Raw genomic sequence first — 14,001 nt, 5'->3', positions numbered from 1 at the left:
AAGGTGCATATCCTCATTTATCAGAGAAAGCATCATGGCCGAATCTAATGCGAGCGAAACCTGGGACGTTATACTCGATGAGTTCCAGGACTCGCCCCTTTACCTCGACTCCGGCGACCGGCTTCTGGTCAGCGCGACCGGGAGCATCCTCATGCCGGTTGGGGGATCAGATGGCATCATCGCCTCCAGCGGAAACGCTATTGCTATTTGCGGTGCGGTTGCTGGCGCTAGCGACTATTTCGGCCTGTGGGCCAATGAGGTGGTCGATGTGACCGTCGGCGTCACCGGGTCATTCTCCGGAAGACGGGGGATTGGTATTGGCTACGATCACTCGGAGCCAGGTTCCATAGCAAGCACCATCCGAAATGCCGGCGCCATCAGCGGAACCCAAGCGGCCATTTCCAGTGCTCATGCTCTCGTCGTCAACAACGTGGGGGTGATTCAGAATACGGATATGGTTTTCAGCCGCACCGCAATTCGGGCTTCTGGCGCAGACGATACAATCAAAAACGCCGGAAAGATCCACGGCGAAATCGACCTGAATGATGGAAACGACGCTTATTACGGCCGCGAGGGCTTTGTATCTGGGGGCTACATTGCGCTGGGAGGTGGTGATGATCGCGCCCATGGTGGGGCAGGGGCCGAATATCTAGTTGGTGGGATAGGCAATGATGTGCTCGACGGCGGCACGGGTAGCGATACTGCCGTTTTCAGGGCGTATGACATGACACGACCTTTTACAGTCGATCTGAGCCGAACTGGCTCGCAGGACACAGGGTCGGGGTTCGACACGCTTACCGGGATTGAGAATATCATTGCTGATCAGAGCCACTACCGCCTTATCGGCAATGGTGGAGAGAACCTGCTGGCCGGCGGTTCGGGGGATGATGCACTTCAAGGAGGTGCCGGAAACGATGTGCTCTTCGGCGGGCAGGGAGACGATACTCTCAACGACGGCGCCGGGGTTGACACCGTGAAGTTCGACGGGGTCGACTATCTCCCCAATCATTCTCCGGCATCGCATGGCGAGAGCATCAATCTCGCGAAGTCGAAAGCTCAATCCACCGACAATGGCCGCAGCACCTTCATCAGTGTCGAGAATCTGATCGGCACGGCTCACAATCACTGTTTCACGGGCAGTTCCCTCGCAAATGTGCTGGACGGTCAGGCCGGCGATGACATCCTCAATGGAGGCAGAGGCAAGGGTATCCTGAAGGGCGGCGCGGGACGGGGACATTTTTCTGTTCGACGCCAAGCCGAACAAGAAGTCGAATCTCGACAAGATCACAGACTTCGCGACGAAGGATGACACCATCTGGCTCGACAACAAGATCTTCAAGAAGCTCGGCAAGAAGGGCTCGGAGAAGAAGCCTGCGAAGCTCAAAAAGAAGTACTTTGTCGTGGGCGATAAGGCCAAGGACAAGAGCGGCCATCTCGTCTACAGCAAGAAGAAAGGTGTGCTCTATTATGACGCCGATGGCTCAGGACGCAGCAAGGCCGTCGAGATCGCCAGTCTCTCCAAGAAGCTGAAGATGACCTACAGGGACTTCTNTGCGTCTCGAAGGAGGCTCCAGAGCGCACGCGAGACGCCCTCGTCCATCTCCTCTCCGCTGGAATAGGGGAGCCGTCACAGATATCGGGTGTCGATTCCCGCCATCGGCCGCTAGAGTGACCGTCAATCAGGGAGCACGATCATGCTCGATACCTTGCGCGACATCACCATCGAATCCGGCGCCATCGACCTGCCGGAAGGGCCGCAGGCCGACTATGAGCGGGTGCGCCGGATCATCGCCTTCATCTCGGAGCGGTGGCGGGAGCAGCCCTCGCTGGAGGCCATCGCGGAGCATGTGGGCCTTTCCACCACCCATGTGCACCACCTTTTCCGGCGCTGGGCGGGCTTGAGCCCGAAGGCGTTTCTTCAGGCGATCACGCTCGACAACGCCAAGGCGCTGCTCGCCTCCTCGGCCAGCGTCCTCGATACCGCCTACGAGCTCGGGCTATCGGGCCCGGCCCGGCTGCACGATCTCTTCGTGACCCATGAGGCCATGACGCCGGGAGACTACAAGGCCGGCGGCTCAGGCCTCACCATGCGCTACGGCTTCCACCCCTCCCCCTTCGGCGAGGCGCTGCTGATCGTGACGGAACGCGGCCTCGCGGGCCTCGGCTTCGTCGACGACGGCGACCGGCAGGCGGCGCTGGCCGACATGACCCGGCGCTGGCCGAAGGCCCATTACGTGGAGGACACGGCCGCCACCGCGCCGCTGGCGCGGAGGATCTTCAACCCGTCCCAGTGGGAGGCGGAGCAGCCCTTGAGGGTCGTGCTCATCGGCACGGATTTCGAGGTCCGGGTCTGGCAGACCCTGCTGCGCATCCCCAGGGACCGGGCCACCACCTATTCCGACATCGCCCGCCACATCGGCAAGCCCGCCGCCTGCCGGGCGGTGGGAGCGGCGGTGGGGAAGAACCCGATCTCCTTCGTGGTCCCCTGCCACCGGGTGCTCGGCCGCTCCGGCGCGCTCACCGGCTATCACTGGGGGCTCACCCGCAAGCAGGCGATCCTGGGGTGGGAAGCGGGGAACCTGAGCGGCAGCTTCGCCACCTGATGCCGACATTCCGGCCGGCGGCCGCGCCGGAGATCAGGCTGGCTTCGGCGGTTCTGCAGGCGCACAGCCCCTGCCCGTGACCCGGGGATCTCCGGCGCAGCAATCCTCCATCAGGAAGCGGACAAGGTCGCGCAAGGCGTCATAGGCGGCGCTGTAGATAATCGACCGCGCCTGGCGGCGGGCCTGAATCAGGCCCGCCCGCTCGAGATGGGACAGGTGGAACGAGATGTTCGAGGGCGACACCTCGAGCCTTTCCGCAAGGCTTCCCGCCGACAATCCCTCCGCCCCGGCCTGCACCAGCAGGCGCAGCACCCGCAGCCTCGTCTCCTGCGCGAGGGAGCCGAAAGCCGCGATGGCTTGACTCTCGCCCAACATTTCAATATTCCTTTAAATGTCTAAATAAGGATAGCCCATCATGACCAGCCTTGTCATCTCTCCCCTTGCGAAGCCGGGATCATCGCAGGCTGCGAACCTCTCGGACCCCACCACGAGCGCCTTTCTCGAGGCGCTGAGGCCCCACGGCGCGCTGCCTCTCGTCGTTGCCTATGCGGGGCGGGAAACCCGGGCCGGCTACCATGTCACCGAGGTCAAGTCGGGACGCTTCTCCGGCCTGGATTGCGGCGCCAACCCGGAGGCGTGGACCGAGACGTTCGTCCAGGTCTGGGATGTTCCCGGAGCCGACGGCGAGCGCGTGATGACGGCCGCCAAGTTCCTCGCCATCATGGACAAGGTGTCCCGCGATGCCGGCATCGACCCGGATTCCCGCCTCACCTTCGAATGCGGCGACGATGTGGGGGTGATCGGGCTCTACGCCGTAGCGGGGATCGTGGTGGAGCCTCGGCGGGTCCTGGTCTCGCTTTCCCCTCGCCAGGCCTCCTGCAAGCCGCGGGACCGCTGGTTCGAGGCCCAAGGGCTCGACAGGCCGGCCCGCCTCACCCCGGACGATGCCCGGACCGAGAAGGCGATCCGCGAGGCCGCCTCGGGGTGCTGCTCCCCTTCCCGCCCGGCCGCCAAGGGCGCCGGCTGCTGCTAGCCGCCTCTGACGGGTTTCCCTCGAACATTGGCGACGCGCATCCCTGCCGCCGAAGAATGGCAGGGATGCCACAGGGACGCGCTCCAGAGGGTGATAAGCGCACGAGACGTCACGGATCGTCTTGCAGCGCTTGAGCCCTCTTCTTATATCAGCGCCAGAACAGGATACGCCTCCGCTTGGGGCGGCCTGTCCGTCGTAAAAACATTGTTCAACCCATAAGCCATGGGCCGGGCTGCTTTCAGGGCCCGGCGGTCTGCTTGAAAGTGAGGGATCCCGCCATGGGTAAGGTCATTGGTATCGACCTCGGCACCACCAATTCCTGCGTCGCCGTGATGGAAGGCTCGCAGGCCAAAGTCATCGAGAATGCGGAAGGCGCGCGGACGACTCCGTCCATCGTGGCCTTCACGGACGAAGGCGAGCGCCTCGTCGGCCAGCCGGCCAAGCGCCAGGCGGTCACGAACCCGTCGCGCACCTTCTTCGCCATCAAGCGCCTGATCGGGCGCACCTTCGACGATCCCATGACCAAGAAGGACATGGGCCTGGTTCCGTACCACATCGTCAAGGGCGGCAATAACGACGCCTGGGTCGAGGCCGACGGCAAGACCTATTCCCCCTCGCAGATTTCCGCCTTCACCCTGCAGAAGATGAAGGAAACCGCGGAGGCCTATCTCGGCCAGCCGGTGACGCAGGCCGTCATCACGGTTCCCGCCTACTTCAACGACGCCCAGCGCCAGGCCACCAAGGACGCGGGCAAGATCGCGGGCCTCGAGGTTCTGCGCATCATCAACGAGCCGACCGCTGCGGCCCTGGCCTATGGCCTTGACAAGAAGCAGCAGGGCACGATCGCTGTCTACGACCTCGGCGGCGGCACCTTCGACGTGTCGATCCTCGAGATCGGCGACGGCGTGTTCGAGGTGAAGTCGACGAACGGCGACACCTTCCTCGGCGGCGAGGACTTCGACATGCGCCTGGTCGAGTACCTGGCGGCGGAGTTCAAGAAGGAGCAGGGCATCGACCTGACCAAGGACAAGCTCGCCCTCCAGCGCCTGAAGGAAGCGGCCGAGAAGGCGAAGATCGAGCTGTCCTCGGCCTCCCAGACCGAGATCAACCTGCCCTACATCACGGCCGATGCCTCGGGTCCGAAGCACCTCGCCATGAAGCTCTCGCGCGCCAAGTTCGAGCAGCTCGTGGACGACCTGGTGCAGAAGACCATCGAGCCCTGCCGCAAGGCCCTCAAGGACGCCGGCATCTCGGCGGGCGAGATCGACGAGGTGGTCCTGGTCGGCGGCATGACCCGCATGCCGAAGATCCAGGAAGTGGTGAAGAACTTCTTCGGCAAGGAGCCCCACAAGGGCGTCAACCCGGATGAGGTCGTCGCCATCGGCGCGGCCGTTCAGGCGGGCGTGCTCCAGGGCGACGTGAAGGACGTCCTGCTCCTCGACGTGACCCCGCTCTCGCTGGGCATCGAGACGCTCGGCGGCGTCTTCACCCGTCTGATCGACCGCAACACGACGATCCCGACGAAGAAGAGCCAGGTGTTCTCGACCGCGGAAGACAACCAGAACGCGGTGACGATCCGCGTCTTCCAGGGCGAGCGTGAAATGGCGGCGGACAACAAGCTGCTCGGCCAGTTCGACCTGATGGGCATTCCGCCGGCTCCCCGCGGCGTGCCGCAGATCGAGGTGACCTTCGACATCGACGCGAACGGCATCGTGAACGTCACGGCGAAGGACAAGGCCACCAACAAGGAACAGCAGATCCGCATCCAGGCTTCGGGCGGCCTGTCCGACGCCGACATCGAGAAGATGGTGAAGGACGCCGAGGCTCACGCCGAGGAGGACAAGAAGCGCCGCGAGACGGTCGAGGCCAAGAACCAGGGCGAGAGCCTGGTCCATGCCACCGAGAAGTCCGTCAAGGAATACGGCGACAAGCTCTCCGAGGGTGACCGTCAGGGCATCGAGACCGCCATCGACGCGCTCAAGCAGGCTCTGGCCGGCGACGACGCCGAGGTCATCAAGGCCCGCACCACGGACCTGATGCAGGCGTCCATGAAGCTGGGCGAGGCCATGTACCAGGCCCAGCAGAACGCCGGCGAAGGCGAAGGCGGCGAGCAGGCTGCCGCCGAGGAAGAGAAGAAGGACGACGTCATCGACGCCGACTTCCAGGAGGTCGACGAAGGCGACAAGAAGAAGCGCGCCTGAGCGATGAAGTCTTCCTAGGAAATTCGGCACCCGGTATGTCATTGCCGGGTGCCGTTTTCATGAACAGGCCTGATTCAGAAATGATCGACAGACCGACCGATATCCGGGATGTTCCGGCGCAGGGCACGAAAGCCGTGCGCGCCCACGAACATCCGATGCAGACGCGCCGGATCGGCGGCATGATGGAGCCCGTATCGGCTCCAGGGGGCGCGTAACATGTCCAAGCGCGATTACTACGAGGTCCTCGGCGTCGCGAAGACCGCGACCGAAGCGGAGATGAAATCCGCCTTCCGCAAGCTCGCGATGCAGTACCACCCGGACCGCAATCCCGGCGATGCGGAAGCCGAGGTCAAGTTCAAGGAAATCAACGAAGCCTACCAGACTCTCTCCGACGGTCAGAAGCGCGCGGCCTACGACCGCTACGGCCATGCGGCCTTCGCCAACGGCGGCGCAGGCGGGCAGGGCTTCGGCAACGACTTCTCCGACTTCATGTCGGACATCTTCGAGAACTTCTTCGGCGAGACGCGCGGACGGGGACGGGGTCCCGGCGGCCGCGAGCGCGGCGCCGACCTGCGCTACAATCTCGAGATCACCCTCGACGAGGCCTTCCACGGCAAGAATGCGGAGATCCGCATTCCGAGCTCCGTGACCTGTGAGGCCTGTTCGGGAACCGGCGCGAAGCCGGGCTCCAAGCCCAAGACCTGCCCCACCTGCGCGGGCGCGGGCCGCGTGCGGGCGACGCAGGGCTTCTTCTCCATCGAGCGCACCTGCCCGAACTGTCACGGGCGCGGCGAGATCATCGACGATCCTTGCGCCTCCTGCGGCGGCGCCGGACGCGTGACGCGCGAGCGCACGCTCTCGGTCAACATTCCCGCAGGCGTCGAGGAAGGCACCCGCATCCGCCTCGCGGGGGAAGGCGAGGCGGGCGTGCGCGGCGGCCCGCCGGGCGATCTCTACATCTTCCTCTCGCTCAAGCCCCACCCCTTCTTCCAGCGGGACGGCGCGGATCTCTTCTGCCGCGTGCCGATCTCCATGGTGAGCGCTGCGCTCGGCGGCGAGTTCGCCGTGCCCACGCTCGGCGGCACGGACGCCTTGGTCAAGGTTCCCGAGGGGACCCAGACCGGCAAGCAGTTCCGCCTGCGCGGCAAGGGCATGCCGGTGCTGCGTTCGCGGGACATGGGCGACCTCTACATTCAGGTTGTTGTGGAAACTCCGCAGAAGCTCACCAAACGCCAGAGGGAGCTTCTCATGGAGTTCGACCGTGAATGCTCCAAGGAAAACCACCCGGAAAGCTCAGGATTTTTCTCGCGATTCCGCGAATTCCTCGATGGTCTAGGTGGATCCTCTTAACTTGACGGTCGTTCTCTTTGTTCTAAACACACCATGTGATCCGCCCGCTTAAGGGGTCCCCTCAGTGCTTCAGTCGTTTCAACGGCCCACGGCCCGGAAATTACCCGTCGGCAAGGATCGCTTTCAGGACGAGGCGCGCTTCCTCCGTTCCTGGCTCGAGAGGCCTCTCGTGGTCGGGGCCGTCACGCCTTCGGGCAAGGCCCTGGCGCGGACCATGGCGTCCTATGTCGATCCGCGCATTCCCGGACCCGTCATCGAGCTCGGACCCGGCACCGGCCCGGTGACGGACGCCCTGATCCGGCGCGGCGTGGCGCAGGACCGGCTCGTCCTCATCGAGTACAGCCCCGATTTCTGCCAGCTGCTGAAGCGCCGCTTCCCGAAGGCGACGATCATCCAGGGCGATGCCTACGACCTGCAGGAGACCCTCTCCGACATCCTGAAGGAGCTGGCGGCGGCGACTGTTTCGAGCCTGCCCCTCTTCACCAAGCCCATGGACCAGCGCCTCGACCTCCTGGAGACTGCGCAGACGCTGATGCATCCGAGCGCGCCGTTCATCCAGTTCACCTACGCGGTGGTGCCGCCGATCCCGGCGCGCTCGCCCCAGTACAAATCACGCGCCTCCGGTCGGATCTGGCGCAATCTGCCCCCGGCCCGCGTGTGGGTCTACAACAAGGTCGACACTCCATGAGCGCCATGCCCCTGAATCAGGATTCTCTTCCGTCCAGGGACATTCGCGACAAGCTCATCATCGGCCTAGACCTCCCCTCCGTTGCGGAGGCCCGCGCCGTCGTCGACCGGATCGGCGAGGCCGGCACCTTCTACAAGATCGGCTATCAGCTCGCCTATGCGGGCGGCTTTGAACTCGCCCGCGCGCTGATCGCCGAGGGCAAGAAGGTTTTTCTCGATCTCAAGCTCCACGACATCGGCAACACGGTCGAGGAAGGCGTGCGCTCGGTGGCGCGCCTCGGCGCAACGCTGCTGACGGTCCACGCCTATCCCCAGACCATGCGCGCCGCGGTGGCGGGCAAGGCCGGTTCCTCGCTCAAGATCCTCGCCGTCACTGTCCTGACATCCTATGACGACAACGACCTCATCGAGGCGGGCTATGCTCCTGTCTCCGCCGCCGAGCTTGTCGCCCGCCGCGCGGCCCAGGCCCGCGAGATCGGCGTCGACGGCATCGTCTGCGCGGCGACGGAGGCGGAGCGCGTGCGCGGCATCGTCGGACCGGATCGCCTGATCGTCACCCCCGGAATCCGTCCGGCGGGCGCAGAGGCGGGAGACCAGAAGCGCATCGTGACGCCCGCGGAGGGCATTCGCCTCGGCGCGGATCATCTCGTGGTGGCCCGCCCCATCGTGAAGGCAGCCGACCCGAGAGCGGCCGCGGAGGCGATCGTCCGCGAGATCGCAGGCGCCTGAAGAAGCAGCCGATGTTGGGACGTCTCACGCTTCTCGTCGGCTGCCTGCTCCTCTCCGCCGGCGCGGCGCGCGCCGATACCTGCACGCTTGTCGCGGAGCTCGAGACCGGCCGCGTGCTGAAACAGGAAGGCGATTGCGAGCGCCGCAGCAGCCCCGCCTCCACGTTCAAGGTGCCTTTGAGCCTGATGGGCTTCGACGCGGGCATACTCAAGGACGCGGACGAGCCTGCCTGGCCCTACAAGCCTGAGTACAAGGCCTGGATCGAGACCTGGAAAGGGACCAAGACACCCCGCTCCTGGCTGCGGGACTCGGTTGTCTGGTACTCGCATGTCCTGACCCGCGAGCTGGGCGAGGAGCGCTTCCGGCATTACGTCAGCGCCTTCGACTACGGCAGTCGCGATGTCAGCGGCGACAAGGGCAAGGCTAACGGTCTGACCCGCGCCTGGCTGAGCGCCTCCTCGCTTCAGATCTCGCCCGTCGAGCAGATCGGTTTCTTAAGCAGGCTCCTCAAGGGGGAACTGCCGGTCGCAAGGCAAGCCCGGGACATGACGCTCGCGATCATGCCGAGCTTCCCCCTGGCCGACGGCTGGACGGCCTTTGGCAAGACCGGGACGGGCTTCCAGGCGAAGCGGAACGGCGTGCTCGACCGCTCCAGGCAGTTCGGCTGGTTCGTAGGCTGGGCGCGGAAAGGCGAACGCACGATCCTGTTCGCGCGGCTGATCCGCGACGAGCGGAAGGAGAAGACGGTTGCGAGCTTCCGCGCCAGGGACAGCCTGCTGGCCGAGCTTCCCAGGCTGACGCGGTAATCTCTCCTCAGGAAAGCCCCTCTCGCAGCTTGACGGGGCGGCACCGCTGGCGTTCGCTGCGGCATCACCATCGGAGGAGCCCTTCATGCCCAAAGGCTATGTCATCGCCCGCGTGACCGTCACGAACCCGGAAGCCTATGCCGAATACGCCAAGGGCGCGACGGAGGCGATCAGGAAATATGGCGGCCGCCCACTCGTGCGCGGCGGAGCGCATGAGGCGCTCGAAGGCGAGGCGCGGCCCCGCAACGTGGTGATCGAATTCGACTCGGTGGAGCAGGCCCGCCGGTATTATCATTCACCCGAGTATCAGGCGGCCAAGGCCAAGCGCGACGGCGCCTGTGTCGCGGAATTCGTGCTTGTCGAAGGAGCGGAATGATGGCGAAGGGATATTGGATCGGACGGGTCGATGTGTCGAACCCGGATGCCTACCAGAACTACGTGAAGGCGAACGCCGTTCCCTTCGCCAAGTTCGGCGCGAAGTTCCTGGTGCGCGGCGGCGAGTATCGCATCGCCGAGGGCGAGGCCCGCGCGCGCAACGTGGTGATCGAGTTTCCGTCCTACGAAGCCGCCGTCGCCTGCTGGGACTCGCCCGAATACCAGGCGGCGAAAGCCGAGCGCGACGGCCACGCGGTGGCCGACATCATCATCATCCAGGGCTACGAGGGCCCGCAGCCGGGTTAACTCCGGTGTCATCCCCGGCGGTCCATGGGACCGGGAAGCGGATCCACGGCATTGCTGACAGTGGATCCGCTTCCCCTCCGCTTCGCTCCGGACGGAGATGAAATAGGGCTGTTGGCAGGGCGCTTCTCAGCAAACCTTCAGGCCGTTATATGCAACGCCAGCAACAGGGAGACCGGGCATGAGCGAGATGCGACTTGTCGTGGTGGGTGCGGCCGGGCGCATGGGGCGCATGCTCATCAAGGCCGTGGCCGAGGCAGAGGGATGCCGGCTCGTGGGCGCCATCGAGCGCGAGGGCTCGCCCTTCCTCGGCCAGGATGCGGGGCTAATCGCCGGAACGGGCCTGCTCGACGTGCAGGTGACGGACGATCCCCTCCCTGTCTTCGCGAGCGCCGACGGCGTTCTCGATTTCACGGCTCCCGCCGCCACCACGGCCTTCGCGGCCTTGGCCGCTCAGGCCCGCATCGTCCATGTGATCGGCACGACCGGCCTGCAGGCGGACGACTTCACGAAGCTTGAAGCCGCCGCGCGCCATGCGCGCATCGTGCAGTCCGGCAACATGTCGCTCGGCGTCAACCTGCTCGCAGGCCTCGTGCGAAAGGCGGCGGCGATGCTGGGTGAGGACTTCGACATCGAAATCCTCGAAATGCACCACCGCATGAAGGTGGACGCCCCTTCCGGCACCGCTCTGCTTCTGGGCGAAGCGGCGGCCGAGGGACGCAAGATCTCCCTCAAGGACCGCTCCGTGCGCAGCCGCGACGGCCATACGGGGGCGAGGAATCCCGGCGATATCGGTTTTGCGACCTTGCGCGGCGGCACCGTCATCGGCGAGCACTCCGTGATCTTCGCGGGCGCGGGCGAGCGCCTGGAGCTGGGGCATCGCGCCGAGGACCGGGGCCTCTTCGCCCGCGGCGCAGTGAAGGCCGCGCTCTGGGCCTTCGACAAGAAGCCCGGCTACTACACCATGGCCGATGTCCTCGGCCTCGATATGCTCTAGCGCTTCTTCCCTCCCCCTTGTGGGGAGGGATCGAGGGTGGGGTCGTAAAGTCAAAGCTGTATACTGAAACGTTCAGGCGACTAGACCAACACAGCATCTTGTCTATCTGATCTCTCACCTCGTCGCGCTACCCCCACCCCTACCCCTCCCCGCAAGGGGGAGGGGATCACAGCGGAGAACTCTCAGTATGGACCGCCTTCTCGTGCTCGCCCGCCACGGCCAGAGCGAATGGAACCTCAAGAACCTGTTCACCGGCTGGAAGGATCCGGGGCTCACCGAACTCGGCATCGAGGAGGCGCGCCTTGCAGGCCGCCGCCTGAAGGAGATGGGCGTGCAATTCGACGTCGCCTTCACCTCCGACCTCTCGCGGGCGCAGCGCACCTGCAAGCTGATCCTGGAAGAGATCGGCCAGTCGGAGCTGAAGACCATCGCGGACCAGGCGCTCAACGAGCGCGACTACGGCGATCTCGCCGGCCTCAACAAGGATGACGCCCGCGCCCGCTGGGGCGAGGAGCAGGTCCATCTCTGGCGCCGCTCCTACGGCGTGCCCCCGCCCGGCGGCGAGAGCCTGAAGGACACGGTCGCCCGCGTGCTGCCCTACTACATCCGCCACATCCTGCCCCACGTGATGCGCGGCGAGCGCGTGCTGGTGGCCGCCCACGGAAATTCGCTGCGCGCCCTCGTGATGGTGCTCGACGGCCTGACCTCGGAAACCATTCCGAGCCTAGAGCTCGCCACCGGCATCCCGCTCGTCTACCGCCTGAACGCGGATACGACCGTAGCCGACAAAAAGATCCTGACCGCATGAGCGACATCCGCCTCCTCGACGCACGGGATGCCGAGCGCGACCGGGCAAGGCTCGCCGAAACGCTCGCGGATTGCGTGGCGGGCGGAGCCCCCCTGGGCTTTCGCTGGCCCTTCCCCGTCGAGGAGGCGCATCGCTGGTGGGGCGGCGTGATCGACAGCGTTGCTGCGGGCAATACCCTGCTCTTCGGCGCCTATGTGGACGGCAGGCTCTGCGGCACCGTTCAGCTCGGCTTCGACGGTCCGTGCAACCAGCGCCACCGCGGCGACGTGAGAAAGCTCCTCGTGCACCGCGATGCCCGGGGCAAGAGCCTGGGAACCAGGCTCATGGCTTCCCTGCAGGACGAGGCGGGAAAGCGCAGCCTCGCCCTCCTGACCCTCGAGACGGCCACCGGCTCCGAGGCCGAACGGCTCTACTGGAAGCTTGGCTATACGAAGGCAGGCGAAATCCCGAACTATGCCCTGATGCCGGACGGACGGCCCTGCGCGACGAGCCTGCTCTGGAAGGCCCTGGGATAGGGTACATGTCCCTCCTCACCCTCGCCCCCGGCCTCACCTATTACCCCGATTACCTCGACCGCCCGGCGCAGGAGCGACTGCTCCAGGCACTGCGCGAGATCACGAAGGCCGCGCCGCTCTTCACGCCGCGGATGCCGCGCACGGGAAAGCCGTTTTCCGTGCGCATGACCAATTGCGGGCGGCTCGGCTGGGTGTCCGACGTCCAGGGCTACCGCTATCAGCCCACGCACCCGGAGACCGGCGGGCCCTGGCCGCCCATGCCGGAGCAGGTGCTGCGCGCCTGGGAGGCGTTGAGCGGCTATCCGCACCCGCCCGACGCCTGCCTGATCAATTTCTACGAGCCGACGGCCCGGATGGGGCTGCACCAGGACAAGGACGAAGACGCGTTCGACGCTCCCGTCGTCTCTCTCTCCCTGGGCGACACCGCCCTCTTCCGCTATGGCGGGGTCGAGCGGAAGGACCCCACCCGCTCGGTTCGCCTGCGCTCGGGCGACGCCATCGTCTTCGGCGGCCCGGCCCGCCTGATCCACCACGGGGTCGACCGGGTCATGCCGGGAAGCTCGGACCTGCTGCCGCAGGCAGGCCGGCTCAATCTCACCTTGCGCAAGGTGGAAAAGCCGCTTTAGCTAAAGCTCAGATGTTTCGGAGAACCCTGATGAGAGGTCTTGCCGCCTTTGCCGTAGGTTGCATCCTGTCGCTTCAAGCCGCCCTTGCAGCCGAGCCGGTCTTCCCACCTGCCTCGCGGATCGGCATCGTTCCGCCGCAGGACATGGCGCCCTCGAAGCGGTTCAGCGGGTTCGAGAACGACGAGAAGGCGGCGGCCATCACCTTCGTCGAGATGCCGGCGGAGGCCTATCCGCAGGTCGTTTCCGGGCTGACGAAGGAGGTCCTGCAGCGCCAGGGGCTCACGGTCACCTCCCGCGAGGAGATCGAACTCGGCTCCCGGACGGGCGTGCTGGTCGCAGGCAACATGGCCGGGCCCGTTCCCGGCCGCAAATGGGTGCTGGCGGTCAGGGGGAACGACATGACGGCGCTTCTCATCGCCCAGGTGCGCGGCGGCGACGAGGGCTACAGCGAGAAGGAGATCAGGAGCGCGCTGGAAAGCGTGGCCCTGCGCGGGCCGGTGCCGCTGGAGGAGCAGATCTCCGCCCTCCCCTTCCGGATCGGCGACATGGCGGGCTTCCGGCCCGTGCGGGTGCTCTCCGGCAATTCCGTCCTTTTCACCGAGGGGCCGAAGGACACGATCAAGGGGGTGGAGCAGCCCATGATCATCATGGCGGCCGCCCTGACGCCTCCGCCGCCGCCCGGAGAGCAGAGGGAGCGGTTCGCGCAGCTGGCCCTGAACTCCAACCAGGTCCTCAAGGACATCAGGCTGGAGCGCTCGGATTCCTTCCGCCTCAAGGGCCAGGACTGGCACGAGATCGTCGCCCGGGCGACGGAGACGGAATCGGGCCAGCCGGTGGTGGTGATGCAGACGATCCGCTTCGAGCCCGACCGCTACATGCGCATGGTGGGGTTGGTTCGGGCCGACGAGCGGGACAAGATCCTGCCGCGCTTTCGCACCCTCATCGACAGCGTCGAGACGACCCGCTGA

17 protein-coding genes are annotated in these 14,001 nt (G+C 65.6%); 16 read left to right on the top strand and 1 reads right to left on the bottom strand.

The window, feature by feature from the left end:
• Positions 1 to 34 precede the first annotated feature (34 nt).
• A complete protein-coding gene (locus tag LG661_RS02475; RefSeq protein WP_230530276.1) occupies positions 35 to 1,309 on the top strand; it encodes a calcium-binding protein in 1,275 nt (424 codons plus the stop codon).
• Between the two features lie 385 nt (positions 1,310 to 1,694).
• Positions 1,695 to 2,603 (top strand): methylated-DNA--[protein]-cysteine S-methyltransferase, encoded by a 909-nt coding sequence (locus tag LG661_RS02470; protein ID WP_230530275.1) that lies wholly within the window; start codon positions 1,695 to 1,697, stop codon positions 2,601 to 2,603.
• Between the two features lie 33 nt (positions 2,604 to 2,636).
• On the opposite strand, the gene LG661_RS02465 is transcribed toward LG661_RS02470, so the two are convergent.
• Positions 2,637 to 2,975, bottom strand: coding sequence for an ArsR/SmtB family transcription factor (locus LG661_RS02465; protein ID WP_230530334.1), 339 nt, complete (start codon positions 2,973 to 2,975; stop codon positions 2,637 to 2,639).
• Positions 2,976 to 3,018: 43 nt separating this feature from the next.
• Here LG661_RS02465 and LG661_RS02460 point away from each other — a divergent pair, with 43 nt between their 5' ends.
• The 14 genes from LG661_RS02460 to LG661_RS02400 all read left to right on the top strand — a co-directional run bounded on the left by LG661_RS02460 (position 3,019) and on the right by LG661_RS02400 (position 14,001).
• Entirely contained in the window at positions 3,019 to 3,636 is a 618-nt protein-coding gene (locus LG661_RS02460) for a DUF6428 family protein (protein WP_230530274.1), read from the top strand.
• A 278-nt stretch (positions 3,637 to 3,914) separates the two neighbouring features.
• Positions 3,915 to 5,837, top strand: coding sequence for a molecular chaperone DnaK (gene dnaK / locus LG661_RS02455; RefSeq protein ID WP_230530273.1), 1,923 nt, complete (start codon positions 3,915 to 3,917; stop codon positions 5,835 to 5,837).
• Between the two features lie 80 nt (positions 5,838 to 5,917).
• Positions 5,918 to 6,052, top strand: a complete 135-nt coding sequence (locus LG661_RS25010) for a hypothetical protein (RefSeq protein ID WP_268995424.1) — start codon at positions 5,918 to 5,920, stop codon at positions 6,050 to 6,052.
• Between the two features lies 1 nt (position 6,053).
• A complete protein-coding gene (gene dnaJ, locus LG661_RS02450) occupies positions 6,054 to 7,187 on the top strand; it encodes a molecular chaperone DnaJ (protein ID WP_230530272.1) in 1,134 nt (377 codons plus the stop codon).
• A 64-nt stretch (positions 7,188 to 7,251) separates the two neighbouring features.
• Complete coding sequence (locus LG661_RS02445) at positions 7,252 to 7,875, top strand: class I SAM-dependent methyltransferase (RefSeq protein ID WP_230530271.1); 624 nt, start codon at positions 7,252 to 7,254, stop codon at positions 7,873 to 7,875.
• 5 nt (positions 7,876 to 7,880) lie between these two features.
• On the top strand, positions 7,881 to 8,603 hold the full coding sequence (gene pyrF, locus LG661_RS02440; protein WP_230530270.1) for an orotidine-5'-phosphate decarboxylase: 723 nt from the start codon (positions 7,881 to 7,883) through the stop codon (positions 8,601 to 8,603).
• Between the two features lie 14 nt (positions 8,604 to 8,617).
• Positions 8,618 to 9,409: a class D beta-lactamase gene (blaOXA, locus tag LG661_RS02435; RefSeq protein WP_407666622.1), complete on the top strand. Its 792-nt coding sequence runs from the start codon at positions 8,618 to 8,620 to the stop codon at positions 9,407 to 9,409.
• An 85-nt stretch (positions 9,410 to 9,494) separates the two neighbouring features.
• Positions 9,495 to 9,785: a DUF1330 domain-containing protein gene (locus LG661_RS02430; protein WP_230530268.1), complete on the top strand. Its 291-nt coding sequence runs from the start codon at positions 9,495 to 9,497 to the stop codon at positions 9,783 to 9,785.
• Positions 9,785 to 10,090: a DUF1330 domain-containing protein gene (locus LG661_RS02425; RefSeq protein WP_230530267.1), complete on the top strand. Its 306-nt coding sequence runs from the start codon at positions 9,785 to 9,787 to the stop codon at positions 10,088 to 10,090. Before LG661_RS02430 ends, LG661_RS02425 begins: the two co-directional genes overlap by 1 nt.
• 187 nt (positions 10,091 to 10,277) lie before the next feature.
• On the top strand, positions 10,278 to 11,084 hold the full coding sequence (gene dapB, locus LG661_RS02420; protein ID WP_230530333.1) for a 4-hydroxy-tetrahydrodipicolinate reductase: 807 nt from the start codon (positions 10,278 to 10,280) through the stop codon (positions 11,082 to 11,084).
• 187 nt (positions 11,085 to 11,271) lie between these two features.
• Positions 11,272 to 11,892 (top strand): 2,3-bisphosphoglycerate-dependent phosphoglycerate mutase, encoded by a 621-nt coding sequence (locus tag LG661_RS02415; protein WP_230530266.1) that lies wholly within the window; start codon positions 11,272 to 11,274, stop codon positions 11,890 to 11,892.
• Positions 11,889 to 12,407 carry a GNAT family N-acetyltransferase gene (locus LG661_RS02410; protein WP_230530265.1) on the top strand — a complete coding sequence of 173 codons (519 nt, stop codon included), beginning with the start codon at positions 11,889 to 11,891 and terminating at the stop codon, positions 12,405 to 12,407. The genes LG661_RS02415 and LG661_RS02410 overlap by 4 nt, the downstream gene beginning before the upstream one ends.
• Before the next feature lie 5 nt (positions 12,408 to 12,412).
• On the top strand, positions 12,413 to 13,033 hold the full coding sequence (locus LG661_RS02405) for an alpha-ketoglutarate-dependent dioxygenase AlkB family protein (protein WP_230530264.1): 621 nt from the start codon (positions 12,413 to 12,415) through the stop codon (positions 13,031 to 13,033).
• A 29-nt stretch (positions 13,034 to 13,062) separates the two neighbouring features.
• Positions 13,063 to 14,001 (top strand): hypothetical protein, encoded by a 939-nt coding sequence (locus LG661_RS02400; RefSeq protein ID WP_230530263.1) that lies wholly within the window; start codon positions 13,063 to 13,065, stop codon positions 13,999 to 14,001.

Origin of the sequence: Microvirga roseola, assembly GCF_020866965.1 — a bacterium.
In the GTDB taxonomy this organism is placed as follows: Bacteria; Pseudomonadota; Alphaproteobacteria; order Rhizobiales; family Beijerinckiaceae; genus Microvirga; species Microvirga roseola.
Note: the sequence above shows the minus strand (reverse complement) of the source record. Positions and strands in the feature narration are given on the sequence as shown.